Origin of the sequence: Streptomyces sp. NPDC048383 (genome assembly GCF_040651775.1) — a bacterium.
In the GTDB taxonomy this organism is placed as follows: domain Bacteria; phylum Actinomycetota; class Actinomycetes; order Streptomycetales; family Streptomycetaceae; genus Streptomyces.
In genome coordinates, this window is sequence record NZ_JBEZKS010000030.1 from 28553 (window position 1) to 42501 (window position 13949).

The 13949-nt window shown below is 74.4% G+C and carries 13 protein-coding genes; 7 read left to right on the forward strand and 6 right to left on the reverse strand.

Annotation, left to right across the window (positions count from 1 at the left end):
• Window positions 1-8 precede the first annotated feature (8 nt).
• Window positions 9-194, forward strand: coding sequence for a hypothetical protein (locus AB0D46_RS20975; protein ID WP_362879422.1), 186 nt, complete (start codon window positions 9-11; stop codon window positions 192-194).
• 307 nt (window positions 195-501) lie between these two features.
• Window positions 502-1239, forward strand: a complete 738-nt coding sequence (locus AB0D46_RS20980) for a class I SAM-dependent methyltransferase (protein ID WP_362879424.1) — start codon at window positions 502-504, stop codon at window positions 1237-1239.
• On the opposite strand, the gene AB0D46_RS20985 is transcribed toward AB0D46_RS20980, so the two are convergent.
• Both AB0D46_RS20985 and AB0D46_RS20990 read right to left on the reverse strand, forming a co-directional pair.
• The gene (locus AB0D46_RS20985) at window positions 1240-3180 is read right to left on the reverse strand and encodes a sialidase family protein (RefSeq protein ID WP_362879426.1); all 1941 of its coding nucleotides are present in this window, start codon (window positions 3178-3180) and stop codon (window positions 1240-1242) included.
• A gap of 35 nt (window positions 3181-3215) precedes the next feature.
• The gene (locus AB0D46_RS20990) at window positions 3216-5009 is read right to left on the reverse strand and encodes a FadD3 family acyl-CoA ligase (RefSeq protein ID WP_362879427.1); all 1794 of its coding nucleotides are present in this window, start codon (window positions 5007-5009) and stop codon (window positions 3216-3218) included.
• A 95-nt stretch (window positions 5010-5104) separates the two neighbouring features.
• Between AB0D46_RS20990 and AB0D46_RS20995 the strand changes: the two genes are divergently transcribed.
• From AB0D46_RS20995 to AB0D46_RS21005, 3 genes are read left to right on the forward strand one after another with little or no spacing between them, the layout of a single operon-like run.
• On the forward strand, window positions 5105-6256 hold the full coding sequence (locus AB0D46_RS20995) for a lipid-transfer protein (protein ID WP_362879429.1): 1152 nt from the start codon (window positions 5105-5107) through the stop codon (window positions 6254-6256).
• Between the two features lie 12 nt (window positions 6257-6268).
• Window positions 6269-6715 carry an OB-fold domain-containing protein gene (locus tag AB0D46_RS21000; protein ID WP_362879430.1) on the forward strand — a complete coding sequence of 149 codons (447 nt, stop codon included), beginning with the start codon at window positions 6269-6271 and terminating at the stop codon, window positions 6713-6715.
• Window positions 6712-7488 carry an enoyl-CoA hydratase/isomerase family protein gene (locus tag AB0D46_RS21005; RefSeq protein WP_362879431.1) on the forward strand — a complete coding sequence of 259 codons (777 nt, stop codon included), beginning with the start codon at window positions 6712-6714 and terminating at the stop codon, window positions 7486-7488. Before AB0D46_RS21000 ends, AB0D46_RS21005 begins: the two co-directional genes overlap by 4 nt.
• Here the strand turns inward: AB0D46_RS21005 and AB0D46_RS21010 are convergent, their stop codons facing one another.
• Window positions 7489-8097: a hypothetical protein gene (locus AB0D46_RS21010; protein WP_362879432.1), complete on the reverse strand. Its 609-nt coding sequence runs from the start codon at window positions 8095-8097 to the stop codon at window positions 7489-7491.
• 279 nt (window positions 8098-8376) lie between these two features.
• On the opposite strand from AB0D46_RS21010, the gene AB0D46_RS21015 reads away from it, so the two are divergent.
• Together AB0D46_RS21015 and AB0D46_RS21020 are read left to right on the forward strand one after the other, a co-directional pair.
• Window positions 8377-8820: an SRPBCC domain-containing protein gene (locus AB0D46_RS21015; RefSeq protein WP_362879434.1), complete on the forward strand. Its 444-nt coding sequence runs from the start codon at window positions 8377-8379 to the stop codon at window positions 8818-8820.
• A 105-nt stretch (window positions 8821-8925) separates the two neighbouring features.
• A complete protein-coding gene (locus AB0D46_RS21020; protein WP_362879435.1) occupies window positions 8926-9678 on the forward strand; it encodes a hypothetical protein in 753 nt (250 codons plus the stop codon).
• A 120-nt stretch (window positions 9679-9798) separates the two neighbouring features.
• On the opposite strand, the gene AB0D46_RS21025 is transcribed toward AB0D46_RS21020, so the two are convergent.
• The 3 genes from AB0D46_RS21025 to AB0D46_RS21035 form a co-directional block, all read right to left on the reverse strand.
• Window positions 9799-10296 carry a peptidylprolyl isomerase gene (locus AB0D46_RS21025; protein ID WP_362879437.1) on the reverse strand — a complete coding sequence of 166 codons (498 nt, stop codon included), beginning with the start codon at window positions 10294-10296 and terminating at the stop codon, window positions 9799-9801.
• A gap of 69 nt (window positions 10297-10365) precedes the next feature.
• Window positions 10366-12789: a PQQ-binding-like beta-propeller repeat protein gene (locus AB0D46_RS21030; protein WP_362879439.1), complete on the reverse strand. Its 2424-nt coding sequence runs from the start codon at window positions 12787-12789 to the stop codon at window positions 10366-10368.
• A 228-nt stretch (window positions 12790-13017) separates the two neighbouring features.
• Window positions 13018-13845, reverse strand: a complete 828-nt coding sequence (locus AB0D46_RS21035) for a VOC family protein (RefSeq protein WP_362879440.1) — start codon at window positions 13843-13845, stop codon at window positions 13018-13020.
• Window positions 13846-13949: the final 104 nt, after the last annotated feature.

The following is a 13949-nucleotide window of genomic DNA, read 5'->3' on the forward strand; positions in this document are numbered from 1 at the left end:
GAGAGCCGATGACGACGCCCGAGAACGCCTCACCGCTCGACGATGACATCAGACCGCTCGACAACCACGCCTCGGGCATCGGCAGCAAGCCGCCGGTGGACCCGCCGGCGCAGCCGCCGCTCGACGCCTCGGCCGAGGCGGGCGGCGAGGAGATCGTGACGCTGGACAACCACGCGTCCGGCACACGCCCGTAGCGGCAACGCACGGGGCACGACCGCACGACGTACGGGGGAAACGTACGGGGGGCGTGCGGAGCAAACCCCACGGGGGACGTGGGGGACGTACGGGGGAAACGTACGGGGGAACGGCGGCCGCGGTGGCCAGGAGGGGGACCACCGCGGCCGCCGCACGTCCATGTCCGGAACGGCGGACGGCCGACGGCGGACGGCGGACGGCGGACGGCCGAGAACCGATGCCCGCCGGCCAACACCGCCGACCGACGCCCGACCCCCACCGACCGCCATCCCGCCGCCGCGCGGCCACGCGCCCTAAGGTGGGGGCGTGTTCACCTCACAGGGCCCGAGCCTGGGCGAACTGGCCGTGCAGGCCCTCTCCTCCGTCGAGCGCGGCTACGACCTCCTCGCGCCCAAGTTCGACGGGACGCCGTTCCGCACCCCCGACCGGATGCTCGACGCCGTCGAGGAGACGCTGGCCCGGTACGAGGGCTCCTTCGGCTCCGGGCTGGACGTCTGCTGCGGCACCGGCGCCGGCCTGCCGATGCTGCGCCGGCTGTGCCGGGACCGGGTCACGGGCATCGACCTCAGCGCGGGCATGCTGGCCGAGGCCGCGCGGGCGCACCCCGAGGGGGTGGACCTCGTACGGGCCGACGCGCTGGCGCCGCCGCGCTCGCTCGACGGCTCCTACGACCTCGCGGTGAGCTTCGGCGCCTTCGGCCACTTCCTGCCGGCCGAGCGGCCCGCCCTGTTCGCCGGCGTGCGCCGGACCCTGCGCCCCGGCGGGCTCTTCGCCTTCCCGATCGGCGCCCCGATCCCGCCGAGCTCCCCGGTGTGGTGGGCGGTCACGGGCTTCGACGCGGCGATGCGGGTGCGCAACGCCGTGTGGCGGCCGCCGTTCGTCATGTACTACCGCACGTTCCCGTTCGGACCGGTCCGCGCGGACCTGACGGCGGCGGGCTTCACCGTGGGGACGGTCCCCCTGGAGCACTTCGGGCGGCGGCCGGACGGCAGCCCGCGCTGGCGCCTGGTGCTGGCCCGGCGGCCCGCCGCGCCGGCCGGCTGATCAGCCGATCCGGTCGAAGGTGAGCCGTACCCTCTCCTGGTCGCTGACGTCGCTGCCGGTGCGCAGGCGGGCCCGGTCGTTCGCGGACAGGGCGCGCCCGTAGATCCGTACGTCGTCCAGGGCGCCCGCGTAGAAGGCCTTCTGGTCGGGCTGCGTACCGAGGTGGATGGTGAAGGCCCCGGTGGGGCGGAAGTCGAGCCTGCCGGGGGGTTGTTCGGTGACGGCGGGGGTGTCGTCGTCGACCGAGAGTTGGAGTCGACCGCCTTCGCGTTGGAAGACGACGTGGTGCCAGGCGTCGTCGTCGACGGCGTCGCGGGAAGCCACGGAGACGGGTCCGGTGCCGCCGTTGAGGGTGCCTTCCAGGCGGCCGGTCTCCGGGTCGGCCTCGATGCGGAACTGCGGGGCGTCGGGACCCTGGCCGTAGCCCCACACGAGGGGCAGGCGGGCGCCGCCGTCCCGGTCCTGGCCGCGGGTCTTGTACTTGACCCAGGTGGCGACGGCGAAGTCGCCGTCGCCGAGGCGGAGTTCGTCGGGGCAGTCGATCAGGCGCAGGAAGTCGTCCTTGCCGTCGAAGCGCATGGTCCTGCCGCCGCCGGGCCGGTTCCCGAGGCGGGGTCCGCCGTGCACGACGGCGTGGTTGCGGTACGGGGTGGCGTCGGGGGTGAGGCGCGGGGTGAGGTCCTCGGCGGCGGCGGCCAGCGCCCGCGGGGTGAAGGCGGTGAACTTGACGTAGCCGTGCGGGGTGCCGTTGGCGGTCTCGTAGAGCATGCCGATCTCGCCGGTGGGCAGCACCGCCATGTCGGAGTACCCGGCGCGTTCGCGCAGGACGACGGCCCCGTCGGTGGACCAGGTCCGCCCCTGGTCGGTGGAGGTGCGCACGGCCAGCGTCCAGCGGTCGGAGAACTCGGCGCCGGGCCGGCTGGGCGCCGACAACAGCAGCGGGCCATCCGGCAGTTGGAGGAGCGAGCCGGAGGCGGGCGGGGCGGAGAGGCCGGCGACGGGGGTGAAGCCGGGGGCCGGGAAGTCGGGCGCGGCGGGGTCCTCGACGAGGGCGGACATCCGGTGGTCGGAGGTGCCGCAGGTGGCCGTGGAGCGGGCGTTGACGTAGATCCGGCCGTCGGGGAGCTGCGTCAGGGCGGGCTCGTTGGGGGCGGGCGTGCCCTCGGGGGCGCCCCAGCGGGCGCCGGCCGCCCAGGTGAGACCGCCGTCGTCGCTGTGGAGCAGCTGGGCGCCGGATTCGTTGGACTCGGTGCGGTAGTCGGCGCTGACGACCATGCGGCCGGGCCGGTCGGGGGCGGTGGGGGTGAGTTGGATGCCGTGGCCGGGGCCGACGGAGATCCAGGCCAGGCCGGGTGCCTTCAGGTGGGGTTGGGGGTTGGGCTCGGCGCTCCAGGTCGCGCCGTCGTCGGTGCTGTGGGCCAGGCGCAGTTCGCGCGGGCCGCGGACCCGGTTGCCGGTGTCGTCGTAGGCCCAGGTGCTATAGGCGTGCAGCAGGGAGATCCGGCCGGAGGCGGAGTCCACGACCGGGACGGGGTTGCCGTGGGCGCCGGGGTCGCCCGCGCCGCGGACGACCTCCATGGGGCCCCAGGTACGGCCGTGGTCGGTGGAGCGCTTCATGACGAGGTCGATGTCGCCGATGTCGTCGCAGCCCGCGGTGCGGGCCTCGGCGATGGCGAGCAGCGCGCCGCCCTTGGTGGTGGTGAGGGTGGGGATCCGGTAGCAGTCGTAGCCCTCGGTGAAGGCGCTGAACGGCGTGGACAGGGCGGCCGTCAGCCCGTTCCCGCGCCGCCCGGCCGGCGCGTCGTCGGCGGCGCCGCCGGGCGGTTCGGCGGGCAGGAGGACGGCGGCCACGACGGCCAGGGCGACGGCCGCCGCGGCCCCGATCGCGATCCGGACGCGGGACGCGAGGAGGAACCGTACGACGGTGGGGTGCGCGCTCACCCGTGCAGGCTAACGCGGCCGGCCGGCGGGTCCCGTCAAACGTGTTGCGGGCGCGCCCTGAGCTGGGCCTTCAGCACCTTCCCGCCGGCGTTGCGCGGGAGTTCGGTGACGAACTCCACGGCGCGGGGAACCTTGTAGTTGGCCATCTCCCGGCGGGACCAGGCGATGAGGTCCTCGGCGGTGAGGGTGGAGCCGGGCCGGCGGACCGCGTACGCCTTGCCGACCTCGCCGAGCCGGGCGTCGGGGACGCCGATCACGGCGATGTCGGCGATGTCCGGGTGCAGGCCGAGGAGTTGCTCGATCTCGGCGGGGTAGGCGTTGAACCCGCCGACGATGAACATGTCCTTGATCCGGTCGGTGATGCGCAGGTTGCCCTCCGCGTCGAGGACGCCGACGTCGCCGGTGCGCAGCCAGCCCTCGGGGGTGATGGCGCGGGCGGTGCCCTCGGGGTCCTCGAAGTAGCCGCGCATGACGTGGTGGCCGCGCACCCAGACCTCGCCGGCCGTGCCCGCCGGTTCGGTGTCCCCGCCCGGTCCGACGATGCGCAGTTCGGTGCCGGGGATGGCCCGGCCCGAGGTGGCGGAGACGATGTCGGGCCGGTCGCCGCGGCGGCACATGGTGACGATGCCGCTGGCCTCGGAGAGGCCGTAGGCGGTCAGGACGGTGGCGATGCGCAGTTCGGCGCGGAGCCGTTCGACGAGTTGCAGCGGGACGACGGCCGCGCCGGTGACGACCAGGCGCAGGGCGGACAGGTCGTGGTTCTCGCGCTGCGGGTGGTCCAGCAGGGACTGGTGGAGGGTGGGCGGGCCGGGGAGCACGGAGATCCGCTCGGCGGCGACGTTGGCGAGGACGGTGTCCACGTTGAAGACGGGTTGCGGGACCATCGTGGCGCCGCGCATCAGGCAGGCGATGATCCCGGCCTTGTAGCCGAAGGTGTGGAAGAACGGGTTCACGATGAGGTAGCGGTCGCCCTCGCGGAGTCCGGCGAGTTCGCTCCACACGTCGTAGCAGCGCAGGGTCTGGGCGTGGGTGATGACGGCGCCCTTGGGGCTGCCGGTGGTGCCGGAGGTGAAGATGATGTCGGAGGGGGTGTCGGGGCGCAGCGAGGCGGCCCGCTCGCGCACCCGGGCTGCGGGGACGGCGTCGCCGGCGGTCAGGAAGTCCTTCCAGGTGCGGAAGGACTCGGGGGCGTCCTCGGCGAGGACGACGACCTGTTCCAGGTGGGGCAGGCCGGGCAGCGGTCCGGTGCCGGGGCCTTCGGCGGCGGCGCGGCGCAGGGAGGCCACGTAGGAGGTGCCGAGGAAGGTGCCGGTGACGAACAGCAGCCGGGCCCGGCTGCGCCGCAGGACGTAGGCCGCTTCGGCGCCCTTGAAGCGGGTGTTCAGCGGGACGAGGACCGCGCCCGCGGAGACGGCTCCGAGGGCGGAGACGATCCATTCCAGGGTGTTGGGCGCCCAGACGGCGACCCGGTCGCCCGGTTCGATCCCGGCGGCGAGGCAGGCGGCGGCGGCGCGTTCGACGCGGTCGCCGAGTTGCGCGTAGCTGATCCGGACGCGGCCGTCGACGACGGCCTCCTGGTCGGCGTATCGGGCGGCGGCGTCGCGCACGAGCCCCGCGACGCTGCCCCAGCGCAGGTCACCGCGGCCGTAGAGGCCGTCGGGGGCTCCTGCGTCGGGAGCACCGCCCGAGCCGGCCCGGGCGCCGGCAACCGCGTCGACCCCGGGGCCGACCCCCGCGTCAGCCCCGGCACCGAGCCCCGCGTCGACCCCGCTGCCGACCCCGCCCTCGCAGCCGTTCGCGTCCATGACCTCGTGTCCGCCCTCGACCATCGCCCGCCCCTCCTCGCGACCCCATAGCTGACTATCCGTCAGATTAGCTGTAGCCTTCGCGGCTGTCAGTACTGGCGCACCCCCCGGAGGTGGCGATGGCGGCAACGCTCAAGGACGCTACGGCAATCGTCGGCATCGGCCAGACCGCCTTTGCCAAACAACTGCCGAGCACCGAAAAGGAACTGGCCTGCCGGGCCGTCCTGGCCGCGCTCGACGACGCCGGCATAGCCCCCGGCGAGGTCGACGCGTTCGCCTCCTACACGATGGAGGAGACCGACGAGGTCGAGGTCGCCAAGGCCATCGGCGCCGGCGACGTCACCTTCTTCTCCAAGGTCGGCTACGGCGGCGGCGGCTCCTGCGCCACCGTCGGACACCTCGCCGCCGCGATCGCCACCGGCCAGGCGACCGTCGGCGTCGCCTGGCGCTCCCGCAAGCGCGGCTCCGGCCCCCGCCCCTGGAAGAACACCGCCGTCCAACTGCCCACCCCCGGCCAGTGGACCCGCCCCTTCGGACTGCTGCGCCCGGCCGACGAGATCGGCATGCTGACCCGCCGCTACATGCACGAGTACGGGGCCACCCGCGAACACCTCTTCAACGTCGCGATGGCCTGCCGCAACCGGGCCAACGAGAACCCGGCCGCCATGATGTACGAGCGCCCGCTGACCCGCGAGATGTACATGACCGCCCGCATGATCAGCGACCCGCTCTGCCTCTTCGACAACTGCCTGGAGACCGACGGCGCCCTGGCCTGCGTGATCGTCTCCGCCGAACGCGCCCGGGACTGCCGGCACAAACCCGTCTACGTCCACTCCGTCGCCCAGGGCCTGCCCGCCCAGCACCACGGAATGGTCAACTACTGGAACGACGACCCGCTGACCGGCCCCGCCTGGACCGCCGCCCGACACCTCTGGAAGCAGGCCGACTTCGGCCCGCAGGACGTGGACGTCGCCCAGATCTACGACGCCTTCACCCCGCTCATCCCGCTCTCCCTGGAGGGCTACGGCTTCTGCGGGCGCGGCGAGGGCGCCGCCTTCACCGAGGGCGGCACCCTGGAGATGGGCGGCCGGCTGCCCATCAACACCGGCGGCGGCGGCCTCTCGGAGGCCTACGTCCACGGCTTCAACCTCATCAACGAGGGCGTCAAACAGCTGCGCGGGATCTCCACCGCCCAGGTACCGGACGCCGCGACCTGCCTGGTGACCGCCGGCGAGGGCGTCCCCACGTCCGCGGTCCTGCTGCGAGCCTGAGGAGACCCCGCCATGACCGCCACCGACGACGCACTGCTGCTCCCCGTCCCCGACGCGGACGGCGCCCCCTTCTGGGAGTACGCCGACCGCGGCGAACTCCGCGTCCAGGCCTGCGCCGGCTGCGGCCGGCTGCGCTTCCCGCCCCGGCCGTGTTGCCCGCACTGCCAGTCCTTCGACAGCGAGTGGCGCCCGATGAGCGGACGCGGCCGGATCTGGTCCTGGGTACGGCCGCACCCGCCGCTGCTACCCGCGTACGCCGCGCAGGCCCCGTACAACGTCATCCTCGTCGAGCTCGTCGAGGATCCGCTGATCCGGCTGGCCGGGAACCTGGTGACCTCCGCCGACGCGCCCCTCGACTCGGTGGACCCGGCGCGGCTGCGCATCGGGGCCCGCGTCCAGGTCGCGTTCACGCGGACGGGCGGGATGAGCGTGCCCCGCTGGATCCTGGAGAAGCCGTGACGCCCCGGGTCGAGCGGGACGGGGACACCGGGGTCGCGGTCGTCACCCTCGACCGGGAGCACCGGCACAACGCCGTCGACCTGGGGACGGCCGCCGCGCTGACGGCGCTCTGGCGGGAGCTGCGCCACGACGAGGAGGTCCGCGCGGTGGTGCTGACCGGCGCGGGCCGCGCCGCGTTCTGCACCGGCATCGACCGCTCCGCCGAGGTGACGCAGCCGGCGTCCCCGTACTCGCTCGACGATCCGCTGCTGGGGATCGGCCCCAAGACCTGCGACCTGTGGAAGCCGGTCGTCGCCGCCGTCAACGGGATGGCCTGCGGCGGCGCGTTCTACCTGCTCGGCGAATCGGAGTTCGTCGTCTCCTCCACCACCGCCACCTACTTCGACCCGCACACCTCGTACGGGATGGTCAGCGCCTACGAGGCCGTCTACATGGCGCAGCGGATGCCCTTCGGGGAGGTCGCCCGGATGTCCCTGATGGGCACGGCGGAACGGCTTTCCGCGCGGCGGGCCTACGAGATCGGCCTGGTCTCGGAGCTCGCGGAGCCCGAGGAACTGCTCGGGGCGGCGCTGCGGTCGGCGCGGACCCTGGCCGGGTACCCGACGGAGGCCGTGCAGGGCACCGTACGGGCCCTGTGGTCGGCGAAACGGGCCGCGCTCCAGCAGGCCCTGGACCAGGCCCCGGCCCTGATCGGCCTGGGCAACCTGCCCCCGGAGCGGCAGGCGGAACTCTTCGGGGCCCGGCGGCCCGGAGCGGAGTTCCGCCTGCGCTGATCAGCTGCGGGGACGCTTGGTGGGCTTCGCCGGCGGCTTGGTCCGCCGCTTGGAGCCGTCGTCGTCCGTGTCGGTGGCGCCGGCGCTGGGCGACGGCGAGGCGGACGACGGCACCTCGACGACCGAGGTGATCCGGCAGTCCGTCACCTCGGCGCCCCGCTGCGCGGCGACCAGGGCGATGACCAGGGTGCCGGTCCGGCGGGCCTCCAGGGTCACCGTCGCGCGGGCCGTCTCGACGAGCGCGCCGGCGGCGCCCGTCCGGTCCACGGTCACCTCGAAGGTGGCCGTGCGGTCCAGTCGGGAGGTGACCTCGACGGTCGTGGACGGCTTGCCCGCGCCGACGCAGGTGATCACCACGGCCGTCGCCGGCGTGCCGAGCGGGGACGGGGAGGCGGTCGGGCTGCTCTCGCCGCCGCTGCCGCCGCCGCTGTGGGTCTTCTTGCTCTTGGACTTGCTCTTCGAGCTGGAGCAGCCGCCCCCGCTCTTGCTCTTGCCGCCGCTTCCGCTTCCGCCGCCGCTGCCGCCGCTCGACGAGAATCCCGTGAGCGCCAGGACCACCGCCACGAGTACCGCGGCGAGCCTGATGCGGCTGCCCCTTCCGGTCACCATGTCGCGAACCCCTCCCTGTAGGACGGCGCGACGCTACCAGCCGCCACCGGGCGCCGGAGGGCCCGCGGCGACCCCCGACGGGCCGCCCGACGTATCGGCATTCGCCACCCCACGGCCGGAACGCCCCCCTCCGCTCTCTTCGCCACCAGCGAAGACGCCCCCGCGACCGGCCCCTGACCGGCGAATTCGTGGTTGCATCCCCGGACCGAACCCGGCGGCCGGCCGCAATTCCCCGCGTCCCTTCGGTGAGCACCGACCACCATGAGGAGCACGGCACCAGTGCGCACCATCGCCACCGAGATCGTCATCGACGCGACGCCCGAAGAAGTCTGGGCGACCCTGACCGACCTGCCCCGTTACTGCACCTGGAACCCGTACATCCGCCAGGCGTTGGGCGAGACCGTGCCGGGCGCGCGGCTCGATCTGACGTTGTACTCGCGGGGCGGGAAGCCGACGGCCTTCCACCCGACGGTCCTCGTGGTCAACCCGGCCGTGGAGTTCCGCTGGAAGGGCCGGTTCCTCATCCGCGGCCTGTTCGACCGCGAGCACTGGCTCCGGCTGTCCGAGGGCCCGGGCCGCACCACGCGCCTGGAGCACGGCGAACGCTTCGGCGGCCTGCTGGTGCCCTTCCTCGGCAAGCTCCTCGCGAACACCGCCCGCGACTTCACCGCGATGAACGACGCCCTGCGCGCCCGCGTCGAAACGGCCCGTTCCAAGTCCTGACACGGGCCCCCCGGCCCCCCGACCCCCGCCCGCCCCGTCCGGCGTGCGGGGGCCGGGACCCGGCAGTAGCGTTGCCGATCACGACGTCTACCCGGAAGGCCGGGCATGATCCGCAACGTCCTCGGTTCGCTGATGGGTCTGGCCGGCGCGGCAGCCGCCCTGTGGAGCCCGTACCGCGCCTGGTACGAAGGCCGACGGGGCCGCGACTACCGCGTCGAGGAGCTGTTCTCGGGCTCCGGCATCACCCCCGACGGGGCCGCGCTGCTGGGCTCGCTGATGCTGCCCTTCCTGTGCGCCGCCCTCCTCGCGCTGGCCGCGACCGTCCTGCGCTCGCGGCTGCTGATGGCACTCGCCGGGATCGTGGTCCTCGGCTTCGCGGTGCTGTGGATGGTCCGCCAGGGCCAGGCGGCCGGCAGCCTGTCGGTCGGCGGCGACGGTCAGGGGCTCGGTCCCGGCGTCGCCACCGCCTTCGCCGGCGGCGCGCTGATCCTGCTCGGCGCGTTCGTCATGCGCGGCCGCGTCCGCCGCGACCGGCGCCCATTGCCCCGCGACGCCGGTACGCCCGGCGCCGTCACGGGCTGGCAGGACCGGCCGGTCACCCCGCAGACCGAACCCTGGCACCCGGACGACCGCCCCCGGCGGGACCCCGGACCCCAGGACCCGGGCCCGTACGGCACGGGCCCGCAGCACCCGGGCCCGTACGGCACGGGCCCGCAGCACCCGGGCCCGCAGGACCCGCGGCCCCAGTACCCCGGCCAGGGCCCCGGCCCGCAGTACCCCGACCAGGACCCCGGTCAGGGCCCCGGCCCGTACGGCCCCGGTCCGCAGGACCCGGGCCCGCGCGACCCCCGCGCGTAGGCGCCCCCGGGCTCAGGACCCCGGATCCCCGCGCCGCGTACCCGCCCCCACCGGTCCCCGGAAACGGCGGCGGCCCCGACCCCCCTCGACGGGGGGCGGGGCCGACCGGCACGGTGTGGGTCAGGCGGCGTCGACGACGCCGGAGGCCGCGATCTCGACCTTGGCCTTGGGGGCGCCGGACTGGGAGCCCAGGGCCTCGATCTGCTTGACGAGCTCCTGGCCCTCGACGACCTCGCCGAAGACGACGTGCTTGCCGTCGAGCCAGGAGGTGACGACGGTGGTGACGAAGAACTGCGAGCCGTTGGTGTTGCGGCCCGCGTTCGCCATCGACAGCAGGTACGGACGGTCGTGCTTCAGCTCGAAGTTCTCGTCGGCGAACTTCTCGCCGTAGATGCTCTTGCCGCCGGTGCCGTTGTGGTTGGTGAAGTCACCGCCCTGCAGCATGAACTGCGGGATGATGCGGTGGAAGCCGGAGCCCGCGTAGCCGTAGCCGTTCTGGCCGGTGGCCAGCTCGCGGAAGTTCTTCGCGGTCTGCGGAACGACCTTGTCGAAGAGCTCGAAGACGATGCGGCCCGCGGGCTTGTCGTTGATGTTGATGTCGAAGAAAACGTTGCTCATGGGGTCCATCCTGTCACTCCCGGTGCCGTGGGGCAGCTGGAGGGGCCACAGCCCCGCCGTCCGCGCAGGTCATCCGCCCGTACGGGTGCCCGTGCCCTTGGCCGCGTCCAGGGCGTAGACGCACCGGTCCTTGCTGCACGCGTAGACCACTCCCGCCTCCGCGACCGGGGCGCCCGTGATCTCCCCGCCGGTGGCGAGCTTCCAGCGGAGCTGGCCGCCCGCCGCGTCCAGGGTGTACAGGCAGTGGTCCGCCGAACCGAAGTGGACCCGGCCGTCCGCGACCGCCGGCGCGCCGGTGATCCCGCCGCCCGCCGCGAACCGCCACTTCGGCGTGCCGGTCACCGCGTCGAGCGTGTAGAGGGCGCTGCCGGCGCCCAGGTGGACGTTGCCGTTGGCCACGATGACCGCGTCCCCCGAGGGGCGCGGCTCGGTGGCGATGCGCCAGCGGTCCTTGCCGTTGGCCGCGTCCAGGGCGTAGACGGTGCCCAGGTAGTCGACGAGATAGACGCCGCCCCCGGTGACCGCCGCGCCCGGCGCGAACGCCGGCGGCGCCAGGAAGACCGCCGGGGCCTCGAAGTGCCAGCGGACCCGGCCCGAGGCCCGGTCCACCGACAGGACGCGGGTGCCGGCGGCGACGTACACGTTGCCGTCGGGGGCCGGCGTGACGCGGACCGGGACGTTGCCGCAGGACGCCGCGTCCCCGACCGGGTACGACCAGGCCTCCTGGCCGGAGCGGGCGTCCAGCGCCCGCAGCCGGGCGTCCTGCCACACGTAGACGGTGCCCTCGTGCAGGACGGGGGCGGCCTCCGGGGTCTCGAAGTCGCTCTGCGCGCCGGTCAGCTCCCACAGCTTCTGGCCGTTGGAGGCCTCCCAGCCCTGGACGCCGCCGCCGCGCGTGGCGGTGATCACGGTGCCCCGGTCGGCGCGCAGCGCGTACACCCAGGCCTCGGTGGACAGCCGCCACCGCTCGGCGCCGTCGGCGGCGTCGAGCGCGTACAGGGAGGGCCCGTCGGAGGCGTGGATGCGCCCGTCGGAGACCGCCATGGACCAGGCGACGTCCCGCGTCTTGAACTGGCGGCGGCCGCTGCCGACGTCCAGCGCGTGCACCTCGAAGGAGGTGACGTACAGCAGGTCACCGGCGACGGTGGGGGTGCCCCAGACCTCGTTGGACATGCGGAAGCGCCACGGCCGCCAACGGCCGCTGTCCGGGGACGGACCGGGCGCCGGAACGGTCCCCACGGAGGACGCGGGAGACCCCGACGGCCCCGGAACGACCCCCGAGGGGGCCGGGGAGCCGTGCGGCGGGCGGACCCAGTCCGTCGCCGAGTGCGCGCCCGCGTACCCGACCGGAGCCGCCGCGGTCGCCCGCGGGCCGGGCCCGATCGGCACCGGGGAGGCGCCCAGCCGTACGGGGTCACCGGGCGCGGCCGGTACCGGCGGTCGGTCCGGGCGCGGCGGGGCGGCCTGCCCCGTCCGCGGGTCCACCCACGGGTCGGCGGCGCCGCGCGGCCTGCGGTGCGTGGCCGCGCCGGAGGCGGGCCCGGCGGCCGGAGCGCGGACCGGTCCGCGCGCGGGGACGACGGGCGCGGGCGGCGTACGGTGCCCCGCGCGCCGGGCCTCGATCATCGCGACGGCCCGCTCGGGCAGCCACGCGGACGCGGTACCGCTCTCGTCTCCGCCCTCGAAGAGGTGCGGGGCCAGCTGCGCCTGGAGGTCGGCGGGGGTGGGCCGTTGGGTGGCGTCCATCTGCATGCAGGACTCGATGAGCGGCCGCAGTTCCTCGGGCAGACCGTCCAGGTTGGGGCCCTCGCGCAGCAGCATGAACACCGTCTCGACCGGGTTCGCCCCGTGGTACGGGGGATGCCCGGTCGCGGCGAAGACGAGGGTCGAGCCCAGCGAGAAGACGTCGCTGGCGCCCTTGACGCTCCGCGAGTCCTTCGCCTGCTCCGGCGACATGTACGCGGGCGTGCCGACGGCGACGTTCGTCATGGTCAGGCGGGTGTTGGAGACCCCGCTCGCGATGCCGAAGTCGATCACGCGCGGGCCGTCCTCGACGACCAGGACGTTGGACGGCTTCAGGTCGCGGTGGACCAGGCCGGCGCCGTGGATGGACTGCAGCGCCTCCGCGATCCCGGCGGCGAGCCAGCGCACGGCCTGCGCGGGCATCGGCCCGCACTCGTTGACGATCTCCTCCAGCGAGGGCGCCGGGACGTACGCGGTCGCCAACCACGGCACCGCGGCCCGCGGATCGGCGTCGACGACGGCCGCCGTGTAGAACCCGGACACCGCGCGCGCGGCCTCGACCTCGCGCGTGAAGCGCACCCGGAACAACTGGTCCTCGGCGAGCTCGGTGCGCACCGTCTTGATCGCGACGCGCCGTCCGGACGCCGACCGCGCGAGATAGACCAGCCCCATGCCGCCGGCGCCGAGCCGTCCCAGCACCTCGAAGGGGCCGATCCGTCTCGGGTCGTGCTGCGTCAGCTGCTCCACCACTCGCCTCCACACCTCCCCGTACGGGTCCCCGCCGGACCCGTTCTTCCCTACCCGCGCGCACCGGTACGCAGGAACACGCATCGGCACGCGCACCGGCACGGCGGTCTGCCCGTGCGGCGTCCTTCGCGGGACCGCGCCCCGCCCTCGGGCACCGGCCCGCCGGGGCGGCGTCCCACTCCGTGCAGCGTCTCACCCGGCACAGCCAGGAGTCGCGCAACCTCGATTCTGTCAGGCCCGCGCCTGGTCCGGCCCCGGCTCCGGGTGGGCTTTCACACGTGGCTCCGAAAGGAGGGCGAAGACGGCCCCCTGATTGTCGGCGACGACGGCGATCCGGCCGTACGGCGTGTCGAAGGGATCGGCGGTGACCCGACCGCCGAGCCGGCGCACCGTCGCGACGCTCTGGTCGCAGTCGGGGACGGCGAAGTACACGAGGAAGTGGGCGGGCATGACCTCGGGGAAGGCGTCGGTGATCGGGCTGCGCCCCAGGACGGCGGTGTCGCTGCCGGGGACGCTCCCGGGCGGCGACCAGACGCGGTACTCGTCGCCGGTCGCGGGGTCGTCCTGGTCCTCGGCGACGTAGCCGAAGACGCGGCCGTAGAAGACGTCCACGGCGTCCCGGGCCCGGGTGTACACCTCGGACCAGCAGTAGGTGTAGGGCTCCCGCTGGGCGTCGAAGCCGTGGTGGGTGCCCGGCTGCCACAGGCCGAAGACGGCGCCACCGGGGTCGGCGGCCATCGCCGCGGTCCCGTACGGGCCGACGGGCTGCGGGTCCATGACCAGTTGGCCGCCGGCGGCGCGGATGCGGGCGGCGCAGGCGTAGGCGTCGGAGGTGTACAGGTACACGCCCCAGACGGTGGGCATGCGGCCGTCGGGCTTGGGGGCGAGGGCGGCGACGTTGCGACCGCGGCTGTAGGCCTGCGTGTAGTGGCCGTACGCGGCCCCCGCGCCGTCCCCGAAGGTCCAGCCGAAGAGCTCACCGTAGAAGCGCTTGCCCGCTTCGACGTCGGGGAGCGAGGCGTCGACCCAGCAGGGCGAGCCTTCCGCGAATGCGGCCATGAGCCGGGTCCTTCCGTTGCGCGGGGTCGTGCGGGGAGCCGGGGGTCAGGTGGCTTATGTTGCGGTTTGCGATGTCCGTGGAGATCGCGGTGGTGCACACCTCT

Coding starts and splice junctions, on each gene's coding strand:
- AB0D46_RS21020 (WP_362879435.1), top strand. CDS start 8,926: ATGATCCGCAACGTCCTCGGTTCGCTGATGGGTCTGGCCGGCGCGGCA.
- AB0D46_RS21035 (WP_362879440.1), bottom strand. CDS start 13,845: ATGGCCGCATTCGCGGAAGGCTCGCCCTGCTGGGTCGACGCCTCGCTC.
- AB0D46_RS20990 (WP_362879427.1), bottom strand. CDS start 5,009: ATGGTCGAGGGCGGACACGAGGTCATGGACGCGAACGGCTGCGAGGGC.
- AB0D46_RS21025 (WP_362879437.1), bottom strand. CDS start 10,296: ATGAGCAACGTTTTCTTCGACATCAACATCAACGACAAGCCCGCGGGC.
- AB0D46_RS20995 (WP_362879429.1), top strand. CDS start 5,105: ATGGCGGCAACGCTCAAGGACGCTACGGCAATCGTCGGCATCGGCCAG.
- AB0D46_RS21010 (WP_362879432.1), bottom strand. CDS start 8,097: ATGGTGACCGGAAGGGGCAGCCGCATCAGGCTCGCCGCGGTACTCGTG.
- AB0D46_RS20975 (WP_362879422.1), top strand. CDS start 9: ATGACGACGCCCGAGAACGCCTCACCGCTCGACGATGACATCAGACCG.
- AB0D46_RS21000 (WP_362879430.1), top strand. CDS start 6,269: ATGACCGCCACCGACGACGCACTGCTGCTCCCCGTCCCCGACGCGGAC.